Source organism: Methanosarcina flavescens, from assembly GCF_001304615.2.
Classification (GTDB): domain Archaea; phylum Halobacteriota; class Methanosarcinia; order Methanosarcinales; family Methanosarcinaceae; genus Methanosarcina; species Methanosarcina flavescens.
This window is the reverse complement of sequence record NZ_CP032683.1, coordinates 1024316-1050317: the sequence shown is the minus strand read 5'-3', so window position 1 is coordinate 1050317 and position 26002 is coordinate 1024316. Positions and strand designations below refer to the sequence as shown.

General features: G+C 42.1%; 24 protein-coding genes and 1 pseudogene. 15 read left to right on the top strand and 10 right to left on the bottom strand.

Annotated features, from left to right (window positions below):
• Window positions 1–142 precede the first annotated feature (142 nt).
• A complete protein-coding gene (locus tag AOB57_RS04735; protein ID WP_054298255.1) occupies window positions 143–868 on the bottom strand; it encodes a DNA replication complex subunit Gins51 in 726 nt (241 codons plus the stop codon).
• Entirely contained in the window at window positions 834–2096 is a 1263-nt protein-coding gene (priS, locus tag AOB57_RS04730) for a DNA primase catalytic subunit PriS (RefSeq protein WP_054298256.1), read from the bottom strand. Before priS ends, AOB57_RS04735 begins: the two co-directional genes overlap by 35 nt.
• Before the next feature lie 631 nt (window positions 2097–2727).
• Between priS and AOB57_RS04725 the strand changes: the two genes are divergently transcribed.
• The 4 genes from AOB57_RS04725 to AOB57_RS04710 all read left to right on the top strand — a co-directional run bounded on the left by AOB57_RS04725 (window position 2728) and on the right by AOB57_RS04710 (window position 9052).
• Window positions 2728–3531 (top strand): formylglycine-generating enzyme family protein, encoded by an 804-nt coding sequence (locus tag AOB57_RS04725; RefSeq protein WP_193726278.1) that lies wholly within the window; start codon window positions 2728–2730, stop codon window positions 3529–3531.
• Window positions 3532–3783: 252 nt separating this feature from the next.
• Window positions 3784–5982 carry a ribosome rescue protein RqcH gene (gene rqcH, locus AOB57_RS04720; protein WP_054298258.1) on the top strand — a complete coding sequence of 733 codons (2199 nt, stop codon included), beginning with the start codon at window positions 3784–3786 and terminating at the stop codon, window positions 5980–5982.
• Window positions 5979–7031, top strand: coding sequence for an mRNA surveillance protein pelota (locus AOB57_RS04715; RefSeq protein WP_054298259.1), 1053 nt, complete (start codon window positions 5979–5981; stop codon window positions 7029–7031). Before rqcH ends, AOB57_RS04715 begins: the two co-directional genes overlap by 4 nt.
• A gap of 773 nt (window positions 7032–7804) precedes the next feature.
• Entirely contained in the window at window positions 7805–9052 is a 1248-nt protein-coding gene (locus AOB57_RS04710; RefSeq protein WP_226999644.1) for an S-layer protein domain-containing protein, read from the top strand.
• Window positions 9053–9203: 151 nt separating this feature from the next.
• Here the strand turns inward: AOB57_RS04710 and AOB57_RS04705 are convergent, their stop codons facing one another.
• Both AOB57_RS04705 and AOB57_RS04700 read right to left on the bottom strand, forming a co-directional pair.
• On the bottom strand, window positions 9204–9923 hold the full coding sequence (locus tag AOB57_RS04705) for a DUF1614 domain-containing protein (RefSeq protein ID WP_054299238.1): 720 nt from the start codon (window positions 9921–9923) through the stop codon (window positions 9204–9206).
• A 190-nt stretch (window positions 9924–10113) separates the two neighbouring features.
• The gene (locus AOB57_RS04700) at window positions 10114–10989 is read right to left on the bottom strand and encodes a DNA integrity scanning protein DisA nucleotide-binding domain protein (protein ID WP_054299251.1); all 876 of its coding nucleotides are present in this window, start codon (window positions 10987–10989) and stop codon (window positions 10114–10116) included.
• Window positions 10990–11567: 578 nt separating this feature from the next.
• Between AOB57_RS04700 and thpR the strand changes: the two genes are divergently transcribed.
• Window positions 11568–12113 carry an RNA 2',3'-cyclic phosphodiesterase gene (gene thpR / locus AOB57_RS04695; protein ID WP_054299250.1) on the top strand — a complete coding sequence of 182 codons (546 nt, stop codon included), beginning with the start codon at window positions 11568–11570 and terminating at the stop codon, window positions 12111–12113.
• 143 nt (window positions 12114–12256) lie between these two features.
• Here the strand turns inward: thpR and AOB57_RS04690 are convergent, their stop codons facing one another.
• Both AOB57_RS04690 and AOB57_RS14460 read right to left on the bottom strand, forming a co-directional pair.
• Window positions 12257–12958, bottom strand: a complete 702-nt coding sequence (locus AOB57_RS04690; RefSeq protein WP_226999643.1) for a hypothetical protein — start codon at window positions 12956–12958, stop codon at window positions 12257–12259.
• A complete protein-coding gene (locus tag AOB57_RS14460) occupies window positions 12888–13295 on the bottom strand; it encodes a hypothetical protein (protein WP_226999642.1) in 408 nt (135 codons plus the stop codon). The genes AOB57_RS04690 and AOB57_RS14460 overlap by 71 nt, the downstream gene beginning before the upstream one ends.
• Before the next feature lie 311 nt (window positions 13296–13606).
• Between AOB57_RS14460 and AOB57_RS15115 the strand changes: the two are divergent.
• From AOB57_RS15115 to AOB57_RS04675, 4 genes and pseudogenes are all read left to right on the top strand, one after another.
• Window positions 13607–14010: pseudogene (locus AOB57_RS15115) on the top strand (hypothetical protein); the annotation flags it as partial.
• A 138-nt stretch (window positions 14011–14148) separates the two neighbouring features.
• Entirely contained in the window at window positions 14149–15168 is a 1020-nt protein-coding gene (locus AOB57_RS04685; RefSeq protein WP_226999641.1) for a replication factor C small subunit, read from the top strand.
• Between the two features lie 118 nt (window positions 15169–15286).
• On the top strand, window positions 15287–15799 hold the full coding sequence (locus AOB57_RS04680; RefSeq protein ID WP_054299236.1) for a COG2426 family protein: 513 nt from the start codon (window positions 15287–15289) through the stop codon (window positions 15797–15799).
• A 174-nt stretch (window positions 15800–15973) separates the two neighbouring features.
• Entirely contained in the window at window positions 15974–16237 is a 264-nt protein-coding gene (locus AOB57_RS04675) for a 4Fe-4S dicluster domain-containing protein (RefSeq protein WP_054299235.1), read from the top strand.
• A gap of 142 nt (window positions 16238–16379) precedes the next feature.
• Here AOB57_RS04675 and AOB57_RS04670 read toward each other — a convergent pair whose 3' ends face one another.
• A complete protein-coding gene (locus tag AOB57_RS04670; RefSeq protein ID WP_226999640.1) occupies window positions 16380–16601 on the bottom strand; it encodes a histone family protein in 222 nt (73 codons plus the stop codon).
• Window positions 16602–16811: 210 nt separating this feature from the next.
• Between AOB57_RS04670 and AOB57_RS04665 the strand changes: the two genes are divergently transcribed.
• The 6 genes from AOB57_RS04665 to AOB57_RS04640 all read left to right on the top strand — a co-directional run bounded on the left by AOB57_RS04665 (window position 16812) and on the right by AOB57_RS04640 (window position 23677).
• Window positions 16812–16997 (top strand): hypothetical protein, encoded by a 186-nt coding sequence (locus AOB57_RS04665; RefSeq protein ID WP_167829544.1) that lies wholly within the window; start codon window positions 16812–16814, stop codon window positions 16995–16997.
• Between the two features lie 137 nt (window positions 16998–17134).
• Window positions 17135–18082, top strand: coding sequence for a class I SAM-dependent methyltransferase (locus AOB57_RS04660; RefSeq protein WP_054299233.1), 948 nt, complete (start codon window positions 17135–17137; stop codon window positions 18080–18082).
• Between the two features lie 680 nt (window positions 18083–18762).
• Window positions 18763–20478 carry a sodium-extruding oxaloacetate decarboxylase subunit alpha gene (oadA, locus tag AOB57_RS04655; RefSeq protein WP_054299232.1) on the top strand — a complete coding sequence of 572 codons (1716 nt, stop codon included), beginning with the start codon at window positions 18763–18765 and terminating at the stop codon, window positions 20476–20478.
• 22 nt (window positions 20479–20500) lie between these two features.
• Window positions 20501–21982: an acetyl-CoA carboxylase biotin carboxylase subunit gene (locus AOB57_RS04650; RefSeq protein ID WP_054299231.1), complete on the top strand. Its 1482-nt coding sequence runs from the start codon at window positions 20501–20503 to the stop codon at window positions 21980–21982.
• A 110-nt stretch (window positions 21983–22092) separates the two neighbouring features.
• Window positions 22093–23070: a biotin--[acetyl-CoA-carboxylase] ligase gene (locus AOB57_RS04645; RefSeq protein WP_054299230.1), complete on the top strand. Its 978-nt coding sequence runs from the start codon at window positions 22093–22095 to the stop codon at window positions 23068–23070.
• 94 nt (window positions 23071–23164) lie between these two features.
• A complete protein-coding gene (locus AOB57_RS04640) occupies window positions 23165–23677 on the top strand; it encodes an S-layer protein domain-containing protein (protein WP_226999639.1) in 513 nt (170 codons plus the stop codon).
• 195 nt (window positions 23678–23872) lie between these two features.
• Here AOB57_RS04640 and AOB57_RS04635 read toward each other — a convergent pair whose 3' ends face one another.
• The 3 genes from AOB57_RS04635 to AOB57_RS04625 all read right to left on the bottom strand — a co-directional run bounded on the left by AOB57_RS04635 (window position 23873) and on the right by AOB57_RS04625 (window position 25903).
• Entirely contained in the window at window positions 23873–24832 is a 960-nt protein-coding gene (locus AOB57_RS04635) for a coiled-coil protein (protein ID WP_054299228.1), read from the bottom strand.
• A 30-nt stretch (window positions 24833–24862) separates the two neighbouring features.
• The gene (locus AOB57_RS04630; protein ID WP_054299227.1) at window positions 24863–25486 is read right to left on the bottom strand and encodes a coiled-coil domain-containing protein; all 624 of its coding nucleotides are present in this window, start codon (window positions 25484–25486) and stop codon (window positions 24863–24865) included.
• Window positions 25487–25612: 126 nt separating this feature from the next.
• Window positions 25613–25903 (bottom strand): DUF424 domain-containing protein, encoded by a 291-nt coding sequence (locus AOB57_RS04625; protein ID WP_054299226.1) that lies wholly within the window; start codon window positions 25901–25903, stop codon window positions 25613–25615.
• Window positions 25904–26002 lie beyond the last annotated feature (99 nt).

Genomic DNA, 26002 nt, shown 5'->3' with positions numbered 1-26002 from the left:
CAGATGCTACACAAATATAGCTACACATATAAATACTCATACTATTATCTGGCTTTCCTGCTTCAAGTGAAAGCCTTCAGCACTTTAAAACTGGCTGCCATCCATTTTTCCAGGCTTAAAATAAGCTGTAAATCTCAGGAAATTAATTTTTTCCGGGGAATGAATCTTTTCCGGAACTTTCCTGTGCGGCAATCAGTTTGGCTGCGTTTCGCTTTATCAGCCCTGTAGCATTGAGCTGCGGCAAAACAACGACTTCTTCGGCACTGACCGTGTAGTTTCGGCCGTCTGCACCTGTGAAGGTAGGCAGATCCTTCAGTATTCGCACAACAACGTATTCCTCATTTATATTGTTTTTGTCCGGCTCTGCTCTGATTTCTCCTGCGGCTACGATAACAGGAGTTCCCATTTGTGCCTCCGCTTCCCCACTTAAGCTGGCAGAGATCTGCCTTTCCACTCTGATTTCAGGCCAGACTGCGACATTATCGGAATCAGGGTACAGAATAGGACCTAGAAGTTCAGTTTTTGCTGCATCGATTCCCTCCAATACAAGATCATAAAGTCTCTTTTCCGCAGGAAGCAGTTTTTCAATATCCTTTGAGATAGGCTTATCCGCATGAGACTGAAATGTTGCCATTTCAATAACTTTCCATATTCGTTTCATAAAGATAGTCTCAAGGGCAGAAAGAGCTCCCTCATACTCATCACGAAGCATCTTGGATTCCGGAGAACGAGAATTCTCTATTCTTTTTATCTCTCCTTCAAGCTCTCTGATGTATTTCTCAGCTTGCAGATAAAAATCAGCCTTAATTACCTTTAATTTTTGTTCTTCTTCTTTATATAACACTCGGCTGATTTCTTCTATATCCATACTCCGCAACACCTCTGCAAATTAAATAAATTGCCGCATATTCAGGAACTTCCTGTTTGCCTTCCTCTATTCTTAAATCCCTGCCCTTTAACTGCACCGAAAGAGGCTTTGAAACTGTTACCTTTACCGGCCTTTCTCCAAAGATAACGGCATCATTAAGCGGATCAAACTTCTCTAATTCGGATAAAGTAAGTTTCTTAACCAGCATCCCTGACCCGCCATGCAGCGAACCCGGCACCCGTATCAGCCGTTTAATGTCCGCAGTCACGGGTTCATCGACGCTGGCCCCAAAATCTACGGCATATTTTTGAACCGATTGTCTTACCAAGTATTCAAAAATTTTTCCTGAATTTCTAAGGAATCCAAAATCAACTCGACCACGACTCAATATGCTATTAAGAGCTTTTTCATCCGTTCCTATCTTTATTAATTTGTTTATAGTCTCTTGACCTATTAGTATTTCATTTTTTAAGTTTTCGCGCAGATCTTTAAACATATCTTTTTTACTTTCTTTACTAACTTCCTTTTTTAAATAGTCTACTATGTGCTCAGCAATTCTTTTCCCCCATCCACAGTCATATCCGTTAATTACTTTTATTGTCACTCCCTGTTTTTTTCCTTTATATGTTTTAGATCCAGTCCCAAAATCCCCAAATAATTTTTCTTCTGTAATTAAATATTCGTAGTTTTCTCTTAAATCCTTACCACTTATGTAATTAATTATCTCCCTACGTGATGAACTATCTAAAGTGATTACTTTTGGATGCTTCACGTGAAAGTGATATCCTCTCCCGCCGGAAAACACCAACTCGATTTCCTGTTCCGAAAAACCGAAATCGTCAAGAAGAAAATCCATGAGCTTGAAAGTTTCTTTTTTCACAAGCTCAAGCATATCCACATAGTTTTTCGGGGCATTCGGTAGGTGGTCGGCATCAAGGTCAAAAATCAATTCTGCCCCGAGCCAGTTCTTCTCATTCATCTTTCTGGCATCAGGATATTCGTAATACGCAGTTGAGTAGTAAACATGCGCAGGAGCCATGCCGTAAAGATAGTCAAGAGCTTCGCCAGGCGAGCCGAATGCCTTATGCCTGTGCATCTTCCCAGGCATATCATCATAGAAAATGAAAGCCCATTCTCTGTTAGGCAGATGGTCTGGGAGACCTATTTCGGCATTTTTGTAATAGTTCTGAAAGCGGTTTCTCAAAAAACTGGCGGTTTGACTGTCCATGGTTTCATAGCTTCTGGGTTTTTGGATCTTGGTTAGGTGTTTTTGATCAGGTATATGGCTTAGGGATTCTGATCAAGGATTTGCTTTAGTAATCCTGATAAGAATTTAATATAGTGATTCTGATCAGGGTTTAATTCAGGGATTTTAATAGGAATTTTTAGTTCGGGGTTTTAACAAGGGATCTGATTCAAGGATTATATCAGGGATTGTTTAGGGATTTTGATCAGGGATTTGATTAAGTTTTTGTTTTAGGATTTTGGTTGGGTTTTCCTAAGATAAATCAATCTCATATTTTACTTTTGGTTATATTAGCTTTTTTTAAAATAGTTTAACAGTTAATTCTAGTTTATGAAAGCTTTTTTATTGCTTTTTATTATAATTGAGAGCATAACGTCTTTTTAATACAGCATTCGGTAGCAGGAAAGTTTAATTTTAACAGGAATAATTATAGATATCGTAGAATTATAGAATATTTTAAATAAAAAGTTAAAATAGACATGGCAGCAAAAGTTGAAGTTAAAAGCTGGAAATAGAAGCTTATAACCAATTAAAGTAAAATCTAACAGGTAATAATTAACTAACTAATGAAAAAATTTGGGATGTGGGTCTTTTGGGAAGCAAATCCAATATTATGAGTTACGTTAGTGCAGTTAGATGTTATCTGAAAAAAGAGGAACCTGAAGAAACTGAAGAGTCACCTCTCTTCGCACAAGCTGATAATCCTGGTAGTACTGAAATCTTTATCAGTCCTTCTACAGGCATACAATTTGTACTGATCCCGGCCGGGGAATTCGAGATGGGTTCATCCTCCGAAGAGAAAGAGAGGTCAGATTCCGAATCTCCGCTCCATAAAGTAACAATTCAGAACTCTTTCTATCTGGGCAGGTCGGCTGTCACACAAAAGCAGTGGAAAACAATAATGAAAAACAATCCTTCACACTTCAAGGGTGAAGACCGCCCGGTTGAGATGATTTCCTGGGCAGATGCCCAGCAATTTATCATGAAGCTAAATGAAATAGAAGGAACTGATAAGTATCGCTTACCTTCAGAAGCCGAGTGGGAATACGCCTGCCGGGCTGGCACACAGACAAGATGCTTCTTTGGCGAAGATGAGTCAATACTTGATGAATACGCCTGGCATATTGAGAACTCAGGCGGTAAAACTCATGCAGTCGGTCTAAAGAAACCAAACCCTTGGGGACTTTACGACATGCACGGGAATGTCTGGGAATGGGTGCAGGATAAATGGCATGAAAATTACAACGGGGCTCCGTTGGATGGTACGGCATGGGAGGAAGGAAATAGTTCCAATCGTGTTTCTCGCGGGTGTAGCTGGCTCTGCAATAAAGGGTTTTGCCGTTCCGCTGGTCGCTTCAAGCGCGAACCTGAGAGTCGTTTCGCCAATCTTGGGTTTCGAGTTTTGAGAGAACTATGATTTTTCTTCACTCCTATATCGCGACCATTTCTTGAAAGCAACGCCGAAGGTGCGGGATATGACACAGGTTAAAGACAATATTTCCGGCTACTTGCGTCCAGTCCATTTTTCTTTTCCCGTACCCTTTCAAAACTTATCCAATACTGTCACCGTCAATGAGTCCTCTTGAGCGAAGCGAAAAGGACTTCGTGCTCCCGAAGCGAAACTCGGGAAGTAAACACTTATACGAAAAGCCTCTATTATATCCACTTCATGAAACAGGATATGTCAAGTGCGGATGTTGCTGCAGTTGTTGCCGAGCTGTCAGCGGGTCCAAAATCCATTATTGATGCGAAGATCGGGAAGATTTACCAGCCCACTAATGAGGAGATCCGCATCAATCTTTATGTTTTTCACCAGGGCAGGGACAACCTGGTTATTGAGGCAGGAAAGCGAATTCATCTAAGCAAGTATATCAGGGCAAGCCCTAAGCTTCCACAGGCTTTTCCGATGCTGCTCAGAAAATACCTTATGGGAGGCAGGATAGTATCTATCGAGCAGCACGATTTTGACAGGATAGTAAAGATCGGGATCGAAAGAGGAGGGATCAGAAGTACTCTTATTGTGGAGCTTTTCGCCCGGGGAAACGTGCTTATTGTCGATTCGGAAAACAGGATTATCCTGCCTATGAATCCTGTAACACTTAAGGATAGGCGGCTTCGGAGCGGAGAAATTTACGAACTGCCAGAGGCTCAGTTGAGCCCGCTGGAAGCCAGGGTTTCAGACCTCATGGAGGCTTTTTCCAGGTCTACAGCAGATATTGTCCGCACGATTGCCACAAAGTTCAATTTGGGAGGGGTTCTGGCAGAAGAAGTGTGTGCCAGGGCAGGAATTGACAAATCAAAGCCTTCGAAGGAAGCAACCGAAGAAGACGCATTGCGACTCTGCAATGCAATGCATGAACTCTTTTCCCCGCTGTTCAGGACAGGAGCCGGAGAGAAAGGTATCAGAGAAACAGAAAGCGGGGTTGAAGCCGAAGCTCCTGAACTCAGGCCCCAGCATGTGAAAAAGGAAATTAACGGAAAGCTGGAAACCTTCGATGTGCTTCCCTTTGACCTTATTCGCTATTCCGGGTTTGAAAAAGAATATTTCGATTCTTTTAACACTGCGCTTGATGAATTCTTTGGAAAAAAAGCGCTTGAGCAAGTTGAAGAGGTAAAAGAGGCTCAGAAAAAAGAGAAAACTCTTGGTGTTTATGAGAGAAGGCTTCTCCAGCAGGAGGAAAGCCTTAAAAAATTTGAAAAAGAGATCGAGAAGAATAACATCCTTGCTGAGACTATCTACGCAAATTACCAGATTATCGAAGAGCTTTTTTCCGTGCTTAATGGTGCAAGGGCAAAGGGCTATTCCTGGGATGAGATACGATCCATTCTGAAACAGGCCAAAAAGACCGTACCTGCTGCGCAAAAGATCACAAATATCGACCCAAGAACCGGGACCATAACTGTAGATCTTGAAGGAAAGAGTGTCAATCTTGATATTCGGAAGACAGTTCCACAGAACGCTCAGGAATACTATGAGAAGATCAAAAAGTTTAACAAGAAAAAAGAAGGCGCTCTCAAAGCTATTGAAGATACCAGGAAGGCTATGGAGAAAAAAGCCGTGGCAAAAGCTACAAAGGCAGGAAGGAAACTTCAGGTATCGCGGAAAAAGCACTGGTACGACAGGTTCAGGTGGTTTGTGTCCTCGGACGGCTTCCTTGTTGTAGGAGGCAGGGATGCCGATACTAATGAGGAAGTTTTCAAAAAATACTTGGAAAAGAGAGATCTTGTATTCCATACCCAGGCGCCTGGTGCTCCCCTTACCATTATTAAGACAGGCGGAAAAGAAGTTCCCAAATCTACCCTGCAGGAAGCGGCACAGTTTGCTGTTTCCTACTCCAGCCTGTGGAAAGCCGGGCATTTCAGCGGTGATTGCTACTTAGTCAAAGCCGAACAGGTTACAAAGACCCCGGAATCCGGAGAATATCTTAGAAAAGGGGCTTTTGTTATCCGTGGGGAACGTAATTACTTTAAGGACGTTCCTCTGGGCGTTGCAGTTGGTCTTGAGCTCAAAGGAGGCGAGACCAGAGTAATAGGCGGGCCTGCATCTGCTGTCCGAAAACATGGGGATTATATCCTCGAAATAGTCCCTGGGAGTTTTAATCAGAACGATATTTCAAAAAAAATCTACAGAATTTATGTGGATGAGCTCAATGACCCCCGCTTCGTGAAACAGATAGCTTCTCCTGATCAGATAGCCATGATGATCCCACCCGGAGAATCGGACTTAAAGAGCCAAAAACCTGAAAGAAAGAGAGAGAAAGTCGAGTACGGAGAAGAATACAAAACCCTCGAAATAGAGCACGAGCCTGAGGATAGCAGAGAAGGAATTAAAGGGGAAATTGAAATTCGTGGAGTGAAAAAGGTATGAGAGTTACAAACCGCTCCCTCAGAGGAAGGGAAGGGGAAATTGCAGTAACAGCCGAAACCCTCGATGATCTCTGGCATCTGAAATACATAATCGAAAAAGGGGACCTGGTCTTTGCGGTCACCAAAAGGAAAGCCGATACGGCAAGCGATAAGATCCGCCCTGAGAAGGTTGAGAAAGTAAAGGTAAGACTGGGGATCAGGGTTGAGGAGATCGAGTTTCATAAGTTTGCAAATCGGCTGAGGGTGCATGGAGTGATAGAGCATGGGATGGATGCAGGCTCCTATCATACTCTGAATATCGAGATTGGAACCAATCTTTCTATAGTCAAAGAACACTGGAAGAACGATCAGCTCCAGCGGATACAGGACGCTGAAGAAGCTTCAAAACGCCCGAAAGTCGTAATGGTCGCAATAGAAGAGGGCGATGCCGATATCGGCTTTGTGCACCACTATGGAATAGAGCTTTATTCTCATATCAGGCAGTCCTCAGGCAAACGAGAATCCGGTTTGAGGAATGAATTCTTCAGGGAAGTTGTAGAACAGCTCAGGCATGCCGTTCCTGAGGAAGCATCTATAGTCGTTGCTGGCCCTGGATTTACCAAAGAAGATTTTGTTAAATATTTTCAGGAAGCTGAGCCGGCTATGGCTTCAAAAGCTCTGATCGAAGATACTTCCATGATAGGAATGTCCGGTTTTCAGGAAGTTCTTCGCAGAGGTGCAGTGGATCGCATTATGCAGGAATCCCGGATAGCCCGCGAATCCACACTGATGGAAGACCTTATCCGTGAAATCTCAATGGACGGCAAAGCTGCCTACGGTCTTGCCGATGTTAAGAATGCCCTTGATTACGGGGCTGTGGAAACCCTGCTTGTTGCTGACGAAACCTTACGAGAGAGGCGAGAAAAAGGGGGGGATATCGACAAACTCCTTATGAGAGTCGAACAGGCTCAGGGGAAAGTCGTTGTTTTCAGTACGGCCTTTGAGCCCGGAGAAAAACTTCAGAAATTGGGAGGAATCGCAGCCCTACTTCGTTTCAAGGTGAGAGGCTAATTTCAACCAAGCCTTTTATCATCCCTCTTACACTGCTTTTGATCAATTTTGTTAGAAAATTTTGTAGCCTTGCTCGCTTCAAGACAGGGAACTGATCCTGCAGATGCTGGGACTGGAATGTACAGGCTCCTTTGCTTTTTTATTTTATTTTAGGCTCTGTAGAAATCCTTAATTTAATCTATATTATTTCGGCATTGTAGAGATCCCCGTAGAGGCAGTTTATGAGATTAAAAACTGGAACATAAGCTCGATATAAAAATTGAATTTGCAGAGAATAAATTGGATGACGAATTTTAATTGATTATCTAAGGGCTTTGTAGAAAACTTATCTAAACCAGCTTCAAGAGGCGAAAAAATAGATAAGCAAAAATATATCAGGCTATTCAGTTTAAACTGGTTTATATTCGTAATCTCATAGGTTTTCTACAGAGCCTTATTTTATTTTATTTTATTTTATTTTATTTTATTTTATTTTATTTTATTTTTAATCTCCAGCGTTCGCTTCTCTGGCTAATAAAAATGTGGATTTTTACTTTTTCTTTTTATGTTCTGCTTAGTATTATTTTTATTTTTTTAGTTCAAATTAGTAAAATTTATTAACTATTTAGCCTTACATCTTGTTACTTTTTGCTCAATTTATAATAATACTTGCTTATTTATGGAGACTTATTATAATTATATACAATAACAAATAGAAAAGAGTGATACTCCCTATGAAACCCTGTACTCGAAGAGTTTTACTATTGCTGTTTGCTTCGCTAACAGCATGTTTGATGCTAACTCCCCTAGGTTCTGCAGCTCCGCCGGCTCCAGCTGTTTCTGGGTTTCCCCTCGACACTGGCGAAACCTCCTCTGATGGTTTTGTCTGGACTGCAGCCACCTTTGGCGGCTTTAACTATCCTGTAAACCAGCACAAAAGCTTCGTAGCTTCTGAAAACTGGTCTGGTGAACGCCTCCAGTATGTTGAGAAAGACGGTCAGAACGAACTTGGCAAAAATAACCCCGGAAACCATGTAATCGGTGAAGGAGAACTCGTATATTCCACCCGTCCGTTCTCCTCCAAATACACACTTGTTTCCGCCCTTGAACTGAATTCAAAAACCATCCCTGAGAAACTTGGCGGAATGTTCTACTATAAGCTTGCTTGGTTCGGAAAACCATACATTACCATTGGAAATGATTCTACCCAGCTTACAACCCTTGTGATCTCTCAGGCTTCCGGAGAGAAAAAACAGTTAAAGACCGGAGAGTCCTGGGATCTCGGGAAAAACTATTCTCTTACCGTTAACCAGGTTGACGTGGAAGGCGAGAAGGTCTGGTTCTCCCTCTGTAAAAACGGAGAAGAAATCGAGTCCGGAATTGTAAGTTCAAATGGAACAGTTAACGATAAAACCTTTGTTGCAACCGCAGATTTCGGGGATATGAAAGACCAGCTTTACTTTATCACTTATGTAGATAAGGTATTCACAAGTGCAACTGATTCATTTGCAGTCTTCAAATATACCTGGCTCATTGACAAAGATGACCTGATGCTTATCGAGAAAGGAGACGAGTATCAGGGTTTCGAGGTAACTGAGGCTTCCGAAAGTGAAATTGTTCTTAAGAATTCGAAATCCATTACCCTGGATATTGATAAGGATAAAAAGACCTATTTTACTGATTCCTGGTATTTCCAGACTTCGGATGAGGGAAAAGGCAGTATTTCTCCAGAAGGATATGTTATCTATCCAGCAGCCGACGTCATTGTAGAGGATAAAAGTATTTCAGGACCCAAAGAGAATACAACTTCTGCAAAAGAAGCAAATATAACGGAAACCATAAGTAGCAGCGATCCTGAAACCTCTAATAAATCTGCATCTTCCACTTCTCTTATTCAGAATGAGGATAATGACTCCAGAGACAGTGACATCCCTCATGATAAAATGGCGATAGAAACTTCCGCAAAAACCCCCAGTTTCGATGTGCTTGCAGGAATTCTTGGGGTAGTTCTTTGCCATGCTCTCCTAAAAAGAAGGTATTAAAAGGATTATCCTGAAGAATGAGATAAAAAAAGAACAATCTCTTTAAATTCCCCTCTTTTTTCTTCCTTTTTCCCCTTTACCCCATTTTTTAAGTTTTTTAACCTTATGACTGCTTTCTTATTTTTGTAACTGATTTCTAACTGATTTTCTTTTATATCAGAAGTAGGGCAATGAACCCGCTTAAAAAGATTCCATCAAAGGTTCCTGCCCCTCCAATGCTTGCAACTGGAGCGCCCAGATTCTTAATTTTTCCAAGATTAAGTAGATCAGCACCTATGAGTGTTCCAAGTACTCCTCCTGCATAGGCAGTGACAACGCGGCACTGGTCAATCGGGCAATCAGAAATTGAAACTGCAGACGTCAGTAAAATCGCAGCAAGGGCGGCTGCAAGGGGTGGTACCAGTGCAGGTGTTGCGATACCTATCCCGCGAATAGGCCTTGCTACTGAATAAGTTATGATTGAAACTATCAGGACACCGGCTCCTGTAAGCAGAAGAGAAGAGGGAAACCTCATAATGAGGTAAGCTGAAATCAAAATAGGAATAACTGCTCCCCCTACATTGACAGCAATTGTCGTCTCATTTCTTGTCACATGCCGGACTGGAACCCTGTAAGCTACGCCAAACACGCGAATATAAGCGTCTCTTACTACAGGAGTATCAGACCTGAGGGTTGCCAGAGGAATATTGATGCCGCTTCCGAGAAGGGACAGGAGCAGGATAAGAAATGCGTGTCCTATAGAGAAGCCTATTTTCACAAAAGCTGAAATAATTACTCCAAAAAAGAGAAAACTAAGCCCAAAGGTAACAAAGATGATTAAAAACAGGAGGAATGTAATGCTAAAAGGAATGTAAAAAAGTTGCCTTCTCATGGAGTTACCCCGTTCTTTTTATCTCCCCGCATATTCAGGAGTATATTTCTCTTTGTTTATGAGTGTATGTACTGCCCTTATTCCTTCATATTCCTTCGAAGTATCCGCTCTTGAAAATCTACAACTCTACACTTCCAATGTGCAATCAAGAGCTTCCAATCCTGAGGAAAAAAGTTTTTGATACTATGGATTAAATGTACCTCACCGCAGGCTTCAGGCACTCCATACAGATTATTTCTTTTGCATCTTTATACACTCTGAGAACTCCACCTGATTCGGATATTGTAACTGCAATCGCAACCGTATCCCTGCTGATTGCGGCTGCCGATACATGCCTGCCTCCCAGTCCTTTTTCAATATCCACATTTTTCCCATCAACGTCAAGATAACGGCCTGCTGCATGGATAATACCATTTTCATCCACCACAAAAACTCCATCCAGTTGGGCAAATTCCTTTATGGATTCCCAGTTTCTTTTGTCAAGGACGCTCCGGTAAGTTTCATCGTGGCCTGCATACGGATTCAGTATTAACTGGTGAGAGCGTTTCAGAACCTCTTCAGAATCACCTATAATGAAGGCAGCACCCATTTTCTTGCCTTCCCTGCCTGTCAGGATAATATCAAATGAGATTTTCATGATTGCACTCATCACTTCAGATTTTATCCTTTCCTGGCATTCCTTCATGGCTTTTATAAGGGGGTTTTCATCGAGGCTATGCACAATAATCGAACTGGAACCACGAGTTTCAACCACGCCTACAATAATCCCGCTTTCCTGATTCCCGAGCACGTACTCTATGGCGGCAGCCTGCTGAAGGTTTTCTGAGTTCCCCGAAGCTTCCCGATTTATCTGATCACCAAGCTCCTTTAAGGGGGCTTTTCCATCTTTTCCAGTTGAGACCAGGTGGTCTATTATGCTTTTCGGGCGCATGGAGATATAATAGACCGGAATTCCCCCCGTTTCAATCCCTTCAAAACTCAGCTCCCCGGAAACCATAATTGCGGCAGCATCAAGTTCTTTGGAAATCCGGGCTGCCGTTTCTGCAATTATACGTGCTCTATCCATATGATCCACCGCTTTTTCTTTTTGCAGCAACCGATTTGGTTCCTACATTTTATTTATAAAGTTAAAATTACTTTTTTTGAATTAATATTATTTTTCTTAAATTTAGGGTTATATTTTTTTAATTTACCGCTTTTCTCTGGGTTATAACTGTCTACCTAAGGTTAACATTGAAGCCAACTTTATAAATACTTAAGCTTATTTACAAATCTGTACTTATCTGGCTCTGTAGAAAACCTACTTAATCGTCATCAATAGACTTAAAGTTCTTCAGCAAAATGAATCAGGCAATTTAGTTTTAATTTGTTAAGATTGGCTATTTAAGAGGATTTCTACGGAGCCACTTATCTCTTATATATTATAATTGCCCTGTGATCCATTCGTTTTTTTCCTTTTTTCTTTCCGGCTTTCTTGCATTTTTCCTCTAACTTCTTTTTTTCTCAAAAATTTTCAGGAAGGTTTACAATCCCCTCAACAGGGATCTGAAGCCAATTTTTTCCAGAAGATAGTTAATAGGCAGATAGAAAAGAGTAACAGGAAGATTTTTCTGGTTCGCTTTTCAATTAAGATTGGTGAATGTTTTGATCAGGACATTTATAGCAGTAGAATTAGATCCCGGATTTATAGAGAAGATTCGAGAGCTTCAGGATAGATTTTCCGGTTTTGATCTAAAGTTTGTTGATCCTGAACTCGTTCATATAACTTTGAAATTCCTTGGAAATGTGGACGAATCAAAGATTCCATCGCTTTCCGCAGCCCTCGATTCCATTACGTGTGAACCTTTTGAGACAAAAATCGGGAGGCTTGGAGTTTTCCCCAAACCTTCGAATCCTAGAGTGCTATGGCTGGGTGCAACTGGAAATTTCTGGGCGTTACATGAGAATGTGGAGAATTTACTGGAACCTTTCAAGTTCGAAAAAGATGACAGGGAATTTACCGCACATGCTACTCTTGCCAGGATAAAATTCCTCAAGAAAGATAAGAAAAATGCCTTTATAAATACCGTGAAGGAGTTAAAGGATATTGAAATTGGTACCATGTGGGTAAATAAAGTGGCTCTAAAGAAAAGCACACTTACCCCTGAAGGACCAATTTATGAAACCCTGCACACAGTGTACATGGATTAAACTTTCGGTTTTATATTTTCTTCCTCTTCAACACCTTTTTTCTCTTCTTACTTCTGTTTTCTCTGTTAGATCTTCTTTCTATGCTGCCCTAGAGCAAATCGTATTTGTGACTTTTTGAATTAACTTCCTCTGCTCTGGATCAGTTACTCCTCTGGAACCGATTCGTAAAGCTTTCTCCTTTCTAAAGGCATGGCTTTGAGAAACTCCTTTGCCTCCTCCGGAGACACGGCCCTGCAGGTTCCATCGGGTTCCTGTATGACCACGCCGCTTTCCGAGAGCATCCTGTATCGTGCTTTCCGGACTTCTTTGTCAGGATGGCAGACAAAATGACAGTTTGAACAGGTATATTCCATTCTGTTTCCTGGGATCAGGCATATGAAAAATCCGCCTTTGATTTTCGGTCGTTTGAGGTATGCCTCTATTGCACCGGGCAACGCAGCGATGAAATCCTCGTCCTTTTTTGGAATCTCAAAGCGAGCCGGAGACCAGGTTGACCATTTTCCCGAGGCATTCAGACCTGTAAGCCCTCCGCAGACAAGGAAACATCGGCTGTTGCTTCTCCTCTTTCCGTAGGTAAACTCCTTCCCTCCAAGATTTACTGTTACCTTTTCAAGAGGGTCAACATATCCAGAGGAGCAGACTGCAAGGCAGATCTTGCATTCATCACAATAATTCTCTTCTTCTGGCAGTGGCTCTGTCGGGATAAGCTCCGCGTCCGTAATTATGTTCCCTGAGTACCCGAAGTGCCCTATCCCGGAGCGAACTGCTAGATACCTATGGGAAATAGGGGGGGGGCATATCCAGCAGCCAGTTTTCCGAATCCTGACGGTAAACGAAATTCGCAAGCTGAGGGGCAGCTTTGTAACCATACTGCTGCAAGAATCCTGCCATTTCAAGGGCTATCCCGTTAGCAAGGGTGGTTGTCCGCACCTTATTTGTGTCCAAGGATTTGTGATCCTTTTTTCTAAAGTAGGGTTCTATGAGGTTCTGGTCAAAAGCAAGGGCAAAAACGACTGCCGATTTTGCCCCTGGCAGCACATATGTCAGATCCGTGGAAGGAGGGCCGCCTGCAAGGGTTTCGGTTGTAGCGATGCCCACTTTAAAAGCTCCAAGGGTCAGAGCCATTTCTTTGAGTTCTTCAGTTAGTTTTTCCATTTTCGATTTTTCAGCTTGTTCTTCCATTCTCGACTTTTCCAAATTAAATAAAAGTATTTGCTCTCAATGTAATTTATGCAGACAACCGCTATACCTTTAATCGGCATTCAAATATACTAATTCCCTAGTATAGTCCAATAACCTTCTTAACTAGATTTTGTATCGGCTCTATAGAAATCCTATAAATTTTATTTTGCCCAAAAATTTATAAAAATAAAATTGTAGAAATGCTTCTTACTTTTTTGTCCCCACAAAAAACAAAAGAGCAATTGCTATTGCCATCGAATAAGTATATTAAATTTATTGATCTCAGTCTTAAAACGGTTCAGTCTTGAAGACTGAACCTTTACTCCTGTAAATATTTTAAACATGTTTATACTCAACATCAGCTTCTTGTTTTTGTTTTACTGAAAGAGTATATAAATACAGATTACCGTGATTTTGCAGAACTTATTGACCTTATGAGTAATATAAAAGAAAAACTTGACCTTGATAAGGTTCCTCATTACACTACTCTTCAAAAGTTTGTGTCCAGAATTCCTTCCTCATTGTTTAACCTGAGTTTGACAAGATCAAATAAATAGAAGAAATATATTAGAGACAATAATATCTGCCGTAATAAGGAAATTTGGAGAGATATTAAGGGCAAGAAAGTCTAGAAATCAAATAAAAAGAAGTAAAAGTTAAACTAATAGTCTATAACATAAACAAAAACGTAATAGAAATAATATGGATCGAATTAGGATTTCTACAGAGCCTATTTTCTATACATTTATATATTAGTTGTATCCTGGCTGTAACGCATAACTGTACTTTTAAGATGCAGTTTAAACATAACAACTGAGAACATTCAAAAGTTTAAATATTATCTTTTCTAAATATGGTGCAAGCATTGATGGAGGACTCTACGATTAAAGAAGAGATCTGGATCGAAAAATACAGGCCTATCAGGCTGGACCAGGTGGTAGGGCAGGAAGAAACAATTGAACGCCTGAAATCCTACGTTGCAACGAGAAATCTTCCCCATCTCCTGTTTTCAGGGCCGCCTGGGGTCGGAAAAACAGCCTCTGCAGTATCGATTGCAAGAGAAATCTTCGGGGAAGATCTCTGGCGTGAGAACTTTACCGAACTCAATGCATCAGATGAAAGAGGTATTGATGTTGTCCGGACGAAAATTAAAAATTTTGCAAAAACTGCCCCTATAGGAGGAGCCGAGTTCAAAATTATCTTTCTGGACGAAGCCGATGCACTGACCTCGGATGCCCAATCTGCACTCAGGCGGACAATGGAGCGCTTCAGCAATAACTGCAGGTTTATTCTGTCCTGCAATTATTCTTCCAGAATTATAGAACCTATCCAGTCCCGCTGTGCAGTTTTCAGGTTCAGGCGCCTTTCTGAAGAGGCTGTCAGGAGCCGCCTTGAGTACATAGCTAAAGATCAGGATTTATCCATTACTGAAGACGGATATGAGGCACTTATTTACGTATCCCAGGGAGATATGAGAAAAGCTGTGAATTCTCTCCAAGCTGCTGCTTTCATAGATCCAGAAAAGCCTATATCCAGGGAAACCATTTATAGAACTACAGCAACCGCAAATCCTGAGGATATCAGGAACCTGATCGAAACGGCCCTGAGCGGGAATTTCAGGGTTGCACGAAAGGAACTGAACAGGTTGCTCTACGAAGAGGGTCTTTCCGGGGAAGATATAATTGGACAGATTTACAGGGCAATCTCGGAAATGGATGACCGGATGATTCTGGATCTCGGGCTTTCTGAAAGGCGCATTGTCGAACTCGTAGATATAGTAGGTGAGATCGATTTCAGGCTCACTGAAGGTGCTACTGAAAAGATTCAGCTCGAAGCTTTACTCGCACATTTTGCACTCTCAGGTGCAGATTAAGGTTTAATGAACAGGAAGCAGCTTCTCTATACTCCAGATCTCTTAAAAGTTTGAAAAGGCTTGAATTTAGCCTTTTCTTAAAATAGGAAAATGCGGAATTAAACAAATCCTGATTACTATGTCTGTTGAACTAGCATTAGTAGATATGCTGGGGGCTGTCCCCCACTGGCTTGCGGTTTTGATTCTAGGAGCTGTACCCGTTTCCGAACTGAGGGGGGCAATCCCTGTCGCAATGGGCATTTATGGAATGGGACCCTTCGAAGCCTTCTTCTTCTCAGTGCTTGGGAACCTTCTTCCTGTAATTCCCCTTCTGCTCTTCCTTGAACCGGTCTCGAACTATCTCAGACGCTATTCAATCTTTGATACTTTCTTCACCTGGCTTTTCTCAAGAACCCGCAGGAACAATACTGAGAATTTTGAGAAATACGGACTCCTTGCGCTGACCGTTTTTGTAGCCATACCCCTGCCCGCTACAGGCGCCTGGTCAGGTTGTGCAGCAGCATTTGTATTCGGGGTCAAGTTCAGGCAGGCGCTGCCAGCAATTGCTCTCGGCGTCATGATAGCCGGAGTTATAGTAACTGCCCTTACTGTGACAGGCATAGGTCTCGCTGATATGGTCCTGGGTGTATAACCTTCCTTAAAAACGCTTGCTTCGAAATCTTCATATATTTTAAAAATATCAAATATACCACTGACAGTACAAATATAAATTTACGATTATATTATTACCAGCTCCTGCTTTTACAACTTCCTGCAGCTTATTTTCGTTGTCTGGCAGTTTTCTGGAATTTTGAGGTGACTATTAATGGCAAAAGCAGATAAGAAAAACAAAAAAGTAGTTCAGTCCAAAAAATGCGTTGGATGCGGAATCTGTGCTTCCGTTTGCCCTGTAAATGTAAAACTGATGAAAAGTGAAGACTTTGATCCCGAAACCTCTGAACTGGGAATCAGGATCCTGGACGGAGTAGCAATTATCAATGATGAAGTTTGTGTCCGCTGTGGAGCTTGCTCAAAGATTTGCCCTGTGGAATCTCTGACCGTAGTGGATATGGAGTCCGCAACCGCATAATTGAATTTTAAGTAAAAATAGGAAAATAATAGGAAAAATGCTGATCCTCAGCATTTTATTTTTTATTCTGTCCCTTAAAGCAAGATAGTACTGGTGAATAGCTTTTAAGGGATGGTCGATCTATACGGATGATCTATCTAACTTATAACATTTCTTTTGCTAATTTTATATCCTCAGCTTTTACGGTTTTTCTGCCTGCATGTTCTGCAAGTTTTATTGCTTCTCTTGAAATCTCAAGTCCATATTCTTCCAGAATTTCTGTAAGAGTTACTCCCGCACTCTCACTTACTCTATGAGCACCTGCAGTCCTTATTAAACGCTCAATTGGTGCAAACGGTATTACTTTTGCCATATTATCCTCCAATCTACTTTTTTTGCTAATATATATCCTTATAATCCCTGATTTTGTACTCAGATTCTATAAATAACTTTGCTTATATTTGGATTTTTTCACTATCTATTCAGCCTTTAATACACTTTTGCTCTCCAAATTGCTATATCCGGGTTTCACCAACCTACAAGCCTTATCACAAACTTTTTCAGAAAAAGTTTGATCAAAAACTGGCATGGAGGCGTGATCGACCGGTGCAACGGTTTCGGCATGCCTTTTGGATTTGAGAACCTTATCCCAAACCCTCCGGCGCGATCGACCGATGCGACAGTCGCGGCACAGCGGTTGAGCTCAAGAGAGTTTATATTAAATGGGGTTGGAAGGATATTTTCTATTCTGATATGTATCGTGGTTATGTCGATTGATTGATTTCTTTGTTGGTGATAATGACAGTCAGGTATGTTTCTCTGACAGATCAGAGTTTAACGGTTATTGAGGTTTGAATGCCTCAGGTGAAGCTTTCTTCTTCGAAATCTTGATATGAGATTATCCGAATCTAATCAGATATGCTTTTACAGGAACTCCTTGGTATTGATGAAGAGGTCTATTTTGTAGAGGAAAGTTATCTCGCCCAGAGGACTCTCGAGCGTACGCTTGATTATCTTAAGGGGGTACGGAGGTTTGCAGAGGGAGGGCAAATACGACTATTGAGGGTCCGGGAAGGAGAGCATACGCTCGGGATACTGCTTTTTAATCCGGCAGGTGAGGAAGTCCCTGTGGATTTTTGGTCGGTTTTTACCGGAGCTCTTGCGGGAACTCGCTCAAAGAAAGATTTTGAGGTTCTTACGGATTCTCTTCTTGCTTTTAATCTACCTGAGAAAGATATTGAGATCTCCTCGGAAAGTTGGCGAGATGCCGTCAATGAATATTACTCCCTTATGCTTGTAAACCGTAACCTCTGCGAGGGTTGTTCTGTTAAGCCTGAGTCTTATGGAAGTATTTTTTCCGAAAATCGTGTGCGAAGAGTAACAGAAGTTTTTGATATTCTTCAAAAAAAGGGTTTTTATCCTGAAGGCAAGGTTCTTGAGGTTTGTTGTGGAAACGGGATGTCCACAATTGCCCTTTACAGACTCGGACTTGACCCTTTGGCTGTAGAGATCAATAAATGTGCAGTCTGCCAGGGGCTTGAACAGGGAGTTTTAAACCCCAAAAAAACGATTGTAATGGACGCAACCTCCCTTTCACGATATTTTGAGCCTGGAAGCTTTGATGCAGTAATGGGATTTATGCTGGGGCTTGTCTATGAATTTAACAAAGAACTCTGGATAGGCATTATGAGAGAGGCAGTCTCGGTTGCAAAAGAGGGCGGTCTCATACTTTTTACAGTCAGCAGCAAACCTGAGATTGAGATTCTTGCCAGGGCTTTACTCAGGATGGGAGTTGAAGGGGAGATTGTAGATAACACAGACTCTGAGGGGACTTACGATCAGTGGTTCTTTGTAGGAAGAAAATAGAAAGCTTGATTACGGATGGAATTCCTGGAAAATTTATATTTCTCACTTCAAACTGATTTATTTTTAGCCTTTTAAACGTTTAATCTTTCCTGGTCTCCAATCTCCTAATTATTTTGCAGCCCGACGGTTATCTTCCAGCCTCATCGATTAAAGTTCACTGCGTATTTGCTGGATATTTGCTGCTTGTTTATCTCATTTCGATACTCATAGGTTACGTTTCAGAAAGGACTAGTTCTGAATAAGTTCCTCTGTACTTCAGAAATTAGAAAGCTTCTTTCCTGCAAATTCAATGTGTTTCATAAATCAAAAACATCTTCATAAAACCACTTTTTTAATGTCAACGGCCGAAAAGTATATACTTGTTAACAATGGTATATTAAAGAATTCTTATCAACGCAGATTAGTTGAGTACTGCGTTTAAGACTATAAAATTGATTTCCTCTGATTGTGGTTTCAGAAAGTCGGTTATACCGAATAATAGAAACCCTTTTCCCGGTAAAACCGCAAGAAATCATGCTAAAATTACAATCAGAAATTTAATACACTTTACTCAAACCGGATCAAAGTATTAACCGATATATTTCCGGGATATTAAACGAAACCCTCTGGAAAACCATTCAAAATATACTGTCAAGAATGGTAAACCCGGTTATCTTGATTCGCTTTTAAGAGGTTCATCCATGAGTGTAAAAATTACCGAAACCATCCTCCGGGATGCACATCAGTCTCTCCTGGCAACCAGAATGCGGACAAGAGATATGCTCGAAGTGGTTGGGCAACTGGACCAGATCGGGTATTTCTCTCTCGAAATGTGGGGAGGTGCTACCTTTGACAGCTGTATTCGCTACCTTAATGAAGATCCATGGCAGCGGCTAAGAGATATCAAGAAAGGAATGAGCAATACCTATGCACAGATGCTGCTCAGGGGTCAGAACCTTGTAGGGTACAGGCACTATTCGGATGATGTGGTCGAGAAATTCATTACTAAGTCCTACCAGAACGGAATTGACGTTTTCCGGATTTTTGATGCGGTTAACGATATCCGGAACATGGAATTCTCTATTAAGGTGGCAAAAGGGCTTGGTGCTCACGTTCAGGGTACAGTTTGCTATACAATAAGTCCAGTGCACACTGTTGAGAAATATGTTGAACTTGCAAAACAGCTTCAAGAACTTGAGTGCGATTCCATCTGTGTCAAAGATATGGCAGGTCTTCTTTCCCCTAACGATGCTACCCAAATAATAAATTCCATGAAAAAGGAAATCTCCATTCCAATTTCTCTGCACTGCCACTGTACCTCAGGAATGGCTCCTATGAGCTATATGGCAGCCTGTGGGGCAGGGGTGGATATTTTGGATACTGCACTTTCCCCCCTTGCCTGGGGAACTTCCCAGCCTCCGACTGAAACAGTTGTAGCTGCCCTTAAGGGCACTCCTTATGATACGGGACTTGATCTCGAAGCTTTTGAAGAGGTTGTTAAATACTTTAAAAGTTTGAAAGAGAAATACAGGGGTATACTTGACCCTATTTCCGAGCAGATCGATACTAATGTCCTTATCTATCAGATCCCGGGAGGGATGCTCTCAAACCTGGTTTCTCAATTAAAGGAGCAAAATGCTCTTGATAAGTATGGAACTGTTCTTGACGAGATGCCAAAGGTTAGAGAGGAACTTGGATATCCGCCTCTTGTCACTCCCACAAGCCAGATAGTGGGCACCCAGGCAGTGCTCAACGTGCTCATGGGCGAGCGTTATAAGGTTATTCCTAAAGAAGTAAAGGACTATGTGCGTGGACTTTACGGGCGACCTCCTGCTCCCATAAGCCCTGAGATAATAGGCAAGGTGATCGGAGATGAAGAACCTATTCACTGCCGTCCTGCCGATCTTCTTAAGCCTGAATACGAGAAAAGGAAAAAGGAAGCTGAGGAAATAGGCATTGCAAAATCCGAGGAAGATATCCTTACCTATATTCTCTATCCGGCTATAGCCCCCAAATTCCTGAAAGGAGAAGTGGAAGAAGAAGTTCTGGCAGTCGCTGCCCCTGCAGTTCAGCAGGAGTATACAATTCCAAACCATTTCAAGGTTGAAGTAGATGATGAAATCTACGAGGTCAAGGTTGAGCCACTGGGCGGTGGAATTTCCGTATCTGAGGCATCTCCCAAGAAACCAAGTGCCGATTCCGTTAAAGGAGCCGTGAGCAGTTCAATGCAAGGCATGATCCTCTCTCTTAAGGTCAAGGTCGAAGACACCGTTGCAGAAGGCGATACAGTCGCTGTTATCGAAGCTATGAAAATGGAGAATGCTGTCCACGCTCCCAATTCAGGCATTGTAAAAGAAATTTTCGTTTCTGAAGGCGACACTGTATCTCCCGGAGACATAATAATGTCAATCGAATAAATGTGGCGAGGTGGAAGGTATTATGTTCAAAAAAGTACTCGTTGCAAATCGCGGTGAAATTGCGATAAGGGTTATGCGTGCCTGCCGAGAACTCGGGATTTCTACAGTCGCGGTCTGTTCGGAGGCTGACAAAAATGCCCTTTTTGCCAAGTATGCAGATGAGGCCTACCTTATAGGCCCGGCTCCTTCCAGCCAGAGCTATCTGAATATGGAAGCTATCCTTGCAGTTGCAAAAAACACAGGAGCTGAAGCAATTCATCCGGGCTATGGCTTCCTTTCCGAAAATCCTGTCTTTGCAAAACGCTGTGAAGAAGAAGGAATTGTTTTCATAGGCCCTCCCAGTCATGTGATTGCCGAGATGGGAAGCAAGATAAGGGCAAGGAACCTTATGATGAAGGCTGGCGTGCCTGTAGTGCCTGGAACGAAGGATGCAGTTGAGGATACGGATGAGGCTCTGAAGATAGCGGAAGAAATTGGCTATCCCGTCCTGATCAAAGCCTCGGCAGGAGGTGGCGGAATTGGAATGAAAGTGGTACATTGCAAGGACGAACTTGCCACCGCACTCAACTCAACCAGACAAATGGCTGGCTCGGCTTTTGGGGATTCCTCGGTCTTCATCGAGAAATATGCAGAAGAACCAAGGCACATAGAAATTCAAATTCTGGCAGATAGGTATGGAAACACAATTTACCTCTCAGATAGGGAGTGCTCCATCCAGAGAAGGCATCAGAAGCTCATTGAGGAAGCTCCTTCTCCTATCATGACCCCTGAACTCAGGGCACAGATGGGAGAAGCTGCAGTCAGAGTAGCAAAGACAATTGGTTATGTAAACGCCGGCACAGTGGAGTTTCTTTATTCAAAGGGCAACTTCTATTTCCTTGAGGTCAATACCCGCCTGCAGGTCGAACACGGGATAACCGAAATGATAACTGGTGTTGACATCGTAAGGGAACAGCTAAGGATAGCCTGGGGAGAAAAACTTGAGTTTAACCAGGAAGATATCGTCATTAACGGGCATGCTATCGAGTGCAGGATCAATGCGGAAGATCCGTTAAATGATTTTGCGCCTTCTCCTGGAAAGATCCGGGGATATCGGTCTGCAGGCGGTCCTGGAGTTAGGGTGGATAGCGGAGTACATACAGGTTACACGATCTCTCCATACTATGACTCGATGATCTCGAAGCTCTGTGTCTGGGCAAAGACAAGAGATGTAGCGATTGCCAGGATGGAACGAGCGCTTTACGAATATGTGATTGTTGGAGTAAAAACCAATATCCCTTTCCACAAGGCAGTTATGCGCAACCCGGCCTTCCGCAGGGGTGACCTTACAACGTCTTTTATCGAAGATCAGAAGATTCTGGAGTCAGTTGAAGAGGTCGTCAAAGCAGATGCTGAAAAGGGAGCTACTCTGGCCTCGGCTCTTGATGCAAAAGACAAAAAAGTTGCGGCTATCACTGCTGCTGTACACGCCTATGTAAGCATGGCACAGAAAACGCAGCACTGAAAGATGTCCTCCTGAGAAACAGGAACAGGACTTTATACAGTTAGATATGGAATAGTTTGAACTAAATAATTATATACGGTGGAACGTATACATTTGTATGGGGTGCACGGATGGGAGACAAAAGATCTCGGATTATCAAGGCGCTTAAAGATGCACAGAAAAGCCCTGTTTCCGGAGAGGAATTGGGGCTTCAGTTAGGGATCTCGAGGACAATGGTCTGGAAGTATATCAAATCCCTTAAGGCGGATGGCTATGAGATAGAATCATCTCCGAAAAGGGGATATGTCTTGAAATCCGTACCTCAACTCCTGTATCCGGAAGAAATCCAGATGGGGCTCAAGACAACCCTTCTGGGGAAAAAAATTCATTATTTCGAAGAAGTAACTTCAACAAATAATACTGCAAAAGAGATTGCAGCATCGGAAGAAGAAGGAACGCTTGTAATTGCCGAAGTGCAAAAAGGAGGCCGGGGAAGGATGGGCAGGGAATGGGTCTCTCCTCACGGCGGGATCTGGATGTCAGTAATCCTGAAACCCGGAATTCCTCTCAGGCACGCCTCAAGGCTTACCTTGATTGCAGGGCTTGCGGTTGCAAATGTTATTCGTAATATGGGTCTTGATGCCAGCATCAAATGGCCAAATGATGTCCGGATAAATGGAAAAAAGGTTTGCGGGATTCTTACTGAGGCAAAGGCCGAAGTGGATAGGGTGGATTATGTTGTGCTGGGGATAGGGATCAATGTAAACATGGATTTAAAGGATATCCCGGAGTCTTTCCGTGCAGGCTCCACAACTTTGAAAGTTGAGCTTGGAAGACATATAAAGAGGGTTTCGTTCCTTCAGGATTTACTCTTCGAGCTCGAGCAGCAATATATAAATTTCAAGATCCGTCCGTTCTCACATATTCTCAACGAATGGCTTGCTCTTTCCGACACTATAGGAAGAGAGGTAAAGGTCACAACGCCTTCAAGAATAATTGAAGGAAAAGCCGTAGGAATAACCCCCGACGGAGCTCTAGTAATTAAAAAAGCTGACGATACAAAAGAAGAAATTATTGCAGGCAGATGCATTTATGCGCGTCCCAGATAAACCTGGAAGGAAGGAAAATAAGAAGATAAACTTCGCTTCTGTATTTTCTTTTTTACTCCTTATCTCCTTATGTTTTTCAGCTATCTTTTACTCCATGTCACCTAGTTTAGCCGCTGACAATAAAGAAAGACTTACCATCATCCTAATCGATGGAGATGAGATTTACATAAGGTCAGGTAGATCTCACACCTTTTTGCAGGATTATCAGCTTTATATAAAGGGTACTGATACCGAAGGCAAAAGAATCTGGGTTGAACTTAGCAGAAAAGGAGTTCCCCTTCAGGATGCAATTGTCACCGAAGGCTCCCAGTTCGTATATACGCAGAATTCCACTGAAATCCTTAATCTGACGGTGAATACAATATACGAAGGAGCGGATGGAGTACTGGTCAGGTTCTCGCCTGTATACCAGTATCTTGATACCAGGCTTCCCATGCCTCAAAGCTCAACTGAATCGTATGACAATGCTTCGGATAAAAACATCTCTTCAGACTACCCTGAAATGGAAACACAGGCAAAGGGTTTTGATATGCCTCTCTTCCTCTTGGGCCTAGGTACCGTGCTTTTAGCGACAGGTTTCTTTGCAGGAAAAAGGAAGGGAAAATAACTTTTTTAACGCTGGACGGGAAAAAAGAAATTTAGTTAAAATTTATAAGCCGGATACAGTTCCTCTGGAACTGATTTTTCTCTGGAACTGATTTTTCTCTGGAACTGATTTTTCTCTGGAACTGATTTTTCTCTGGAACTGATTTTTCACTGGAACTGATTTTTCTCGCCAGTTTCCTATGAATCTCCCGAGTACTTATTCGTTGGAAAATTTTACGTCCCCTTTCTCGATAAGAATTTTTAGATCTTCAAGGCTCATACGAGCGTTTTTCTGAAGTTTCTCGCGGGCATCGCTGTGTTTTTGGCTTACTTTGTGCTCGTCTTTTGTAAGCTGCAGGTCTTTTAACCTGTCAAGATATAAAGAGAGTTCCTTACGGTTGTTAGCAATGCTGTTTTTAAGCGGGTCAATTTTTTCTTTGATTGAGTTTATATTCATGATTTTATCAGTAAGCTGGGCATGGTATACGTTTGCTTCTTTTCGGATCTCATCAGCAGATTTGAAATTTTCAAGCATTTCCAGATGGCATGCCTGGGATTCATCTGAAAGGGCCTGGATTTTTTCATGGAATTCATCCCCTTTTTTGTGAATTCCTTTTGACTGTTTATACCTATCCTGAATTTGTGCATGCAGTTCATTTGCTTTCTTTGCAGCTTGCAGGCGTTTACTGAGGTCATTCAATTTCTGGAAAATTTTAATTTCCACTGCAAGAGGCAGTTCTTTATTAAGAAAAGCATCAAGTTCGGCTTCATAAGCCCTTGTGAGAGATTCCACACTTCCGTGGGAAAGTTTATTCCATTCGTCCCGCTGTTCCTTGAGTTCCGCAATCCCTGAAAACAGTTCTTGCGTCTTTGAGTTTACTTCACTTCTTTTCTCCTTATACTCACTGATTGCTTTGTTAATCTCATCCCGTCTATCTCTTAATTCCTGTGCTTTTGCAACCCTTTCCTTAACCTGCTGGTTCAGAGAGTCTCTCTTTTCTTTCAGTTCGTCGATATCGGCCCTGTTCATTTTCAGTTCCTTAAAAATCGAAGCCAACTGCCTTTCGCTTTTCTCTATCTTGCTCCTGAGCTCGTTTATCTTGCTCTTCAGCTCCCGTTCGTTAAGGTTTGAAAGGTCGGCCGTTGCAATTTCTGTCGTTGAAACGTCGTTGGTCATGTGTATCACCCGCGTGTTTTCGAAGAAGTGTCATGCTTTCAATTTTTCCCAGTAATTCAGGGCTTCTTCGTGGTTTTTTATTTTAGTGCTTAGCCGTTTATGCTGGGATCTGCTTTTTGAAATCTCTTCATTCTTGCTGTCGTCATCTTCTACAAGCTGCTTTTCAGACTGGATTATTTCTTTTAGTTCTTGATTTGAATTCCTGGCTTCTTCCATTCTGGCATCGATTTGCAGGAGAATATTCTCTCCACTTCCTGTTGCCCGAACAACCTCGTGCAGGTTTTCAATAAAAGAATCTTTACGTCTCTGTTCCTCTTCGGGCTCTATCTGCCCTTTGAGCTTTTTAAGTTCTTCCTGAAGTTTACTGGCAGTAATTGAGTCCAGCTTCGGGAAGACCTCTTTCTCAAGGAATGTTTCGGCTTGATGGTAGAACTGCTGGCGTTTCTCCTTGAGAACTTCTTTTCTTTCTTCCATTCGGATTCTGAAAATTTTTACGTTTTTTATATCTTCTTCGACCTGGGCTAGCCTGCTGTCCAGCTCTGCAAATTCCTTTATATTCTCTTCCAGAAACCGTCTGTGTTTTTCCACAGCTGCCGCGATCAGTTCCTCTTCTGTCAACACTCTGAATCCGGCTTCTTCAATGTTTTCAGTCACTGTATCACAATCTGCATTTATTATTTATACATAGGTTGTTTTATTTTCTATATAATTAGCCCTGAAAGCCAGTAATCTGGCTGTCACTGACTCAGTTTCTCCAGGAACCAATCACGCAATATCGAGTTAAACCCTGAAGATCTGGGCATGGGGCACGTTATCGATTACCATCACGGAATCCGGATCGATTAACCCGTATTTTATGGCGCATTTTATCGTTTCTTCTCCGAAGAGGTTTGCAGTCGTAGCTTCTTGTAGAGCTTTCTGGAGCTGTTCTCCGGAAACATATTTTCCTTCATAAAAGGCTCTGTTGATCTCAACTACGGTATTCCCGTATTTCAGGGTCTTTCCGAGCACTTCTCTGTCACAGGCTGCAACAAGGACATGCTCCCCATTTCTGTAGATTTTTAAATACATATTCTCCCTTTTAAATAGTAATGCCCTTTTAGTATTTACAGCTTAACCGTCCTTACATAATTATTCTGTAGATGCTCTTTTTTCACATCATAGGATCTT

What these genes read in the sequence shown, in the direction of transcription:
- AOB57_RS04685 (WP_226999641.1), top strand. Translation starts at nt 14,149, where the DNA reads ATGGTGCAAGCATTGATGGAGGACTCTACGATTAAAGAAGAGATCTGG.
- AOB57_RS04680 (WP_054299236.1), top strand. Translation starts at nt 15,287, where the DNA reads ATGTCTGTTGAACTAGCATTAGTAGATATGCTGGGGGCTGTCCCCCAC.
- AOB57_RS04715 (WP_054298259.1), top strand. Translation starts at nt 5,979, where the DNA reads ATGAGAGTTACAAACCGCTCCCTCAGAGGAAGGGAAGGGGAAATTGCA.
- AOB57_RS04705 (WP_054299238.1), bottom strand. Translation starts at nt 9,923, where the DNA reads ATGAGAAGGCAACTTTTTTACATTCCTTTTAGCATTACATTCCTCCTG.
- AOB57_RS04675 (WP_054299235.1), top strand. Translation starts at nt 15,974, where the DNA reads ATGGCAAAAGCAGATAAGAAAAACAAAAAAGTAGTTCAGTCCAAAAAA.
- AOB57_RS04725 (WP_193726278.1), top strand. Translation starts at nt 2,728, where the DNA reads ATGAGTTACGTTAGTGCAGTTAGATGTTATCTGAAAAAAGAGGAACCT.
- AOB57_RS04625 (WP_054299226.1), bottom strand. Translation starts at nt 25,903, where the DNA reads ATGTATTTAAAAATCTACAGAAATGGGGAGCATGTCCTTGTTGCAGCC.
- AOB57_RS14460 (WP_226999642.1), bottom strand. Translation starts at nt 13,295, where the DNA reads ATGGAAGAACAAGCTGAAAAATCGAAAATGGAAAAACTAACTGAAGAA.
- AOB57_RS04635 (WP_054299228.1), bottom strand. Translation starts at nt 24,832, where the DNA reads ATGACCAACGACGTTTCAACGACAGAAATTGCAACGGCCGACCTTTCA.
- AOB57_RS04710 (WP_226999644.1), top strand. Translation starts at nt 7,805, where the DNA reads ATGCTAACTCCCCTAGGTTCTGCAGCTCCGCCGGCTCCAGCTGTTTCT.
- AOB57_RS04645 (WP_054299230.1), top strand. Translation starts at nt 22,093, where the DNA reads ATGGGAGACAAAAGATCTCGGATTATCAAGGCGCTTAAAGATGCACAG.
- AOB57_RS04640 (WP_226999639.1), top strand. Translation starts at nt 23,165, where the DNA reads ATGTCACCTAGTTTAGCCGCTGACAATAAAGAAAGACTTACCATCATC.
- rqcH (WP_054298258.1), top strand. Translation starts at nt 3,784, where the DNA reads ATGAAACAGGATATGTCAAGTGCGGATGTTGCTGCAGTTGTTGCCGAG.
- AOB57_RS04660 (WP_054299233.1), top strand. Translation starts at nt 17,135, where the DNA reads ATGCTTTTACAGGAACTCCTTGGTATTGATGAAGAGGTCTATTTTGTA.
- AOB57_RS04700 (WP_054299251.1), bottom strand. Translation starts at nt 10,989, where the DNA reads ATGGATAGAGCACGTATAATTGCAGAAACGGCAGCCCGGATTTCCAAA.
- AOB57_RS04650 (WP_054299231.1), top strand. Translation starts at nt 20,501, where the DNA reads ATGTTCAAAAAAGTACTCGTTGCAAATCGCGGTGAAATTGCGATAAGG.
- AOB57_RS04735 (WP_054298255.1), bottom strand. Translation starts at nt 868, where the DNA reads ATGGATATAGAAGAAATCAGCCGAGTGTTATATAAAGAAGAAGAACAA.
- oadA (WP_054299232.1), top strand. Translation starts at nt 18,763, where the DNA reads ATGAGTGTAAAAATTACCGAAACCATCCTCCGGGATGCACATCAGTCT.
- priS (WP_054298256.1), bottom strand. Translation starts at nt 2,096, where the DNA reads ATGGACAGTCAAACCGCCAGTTTTTTGAGAAACCGCTTTCAGAACTAT.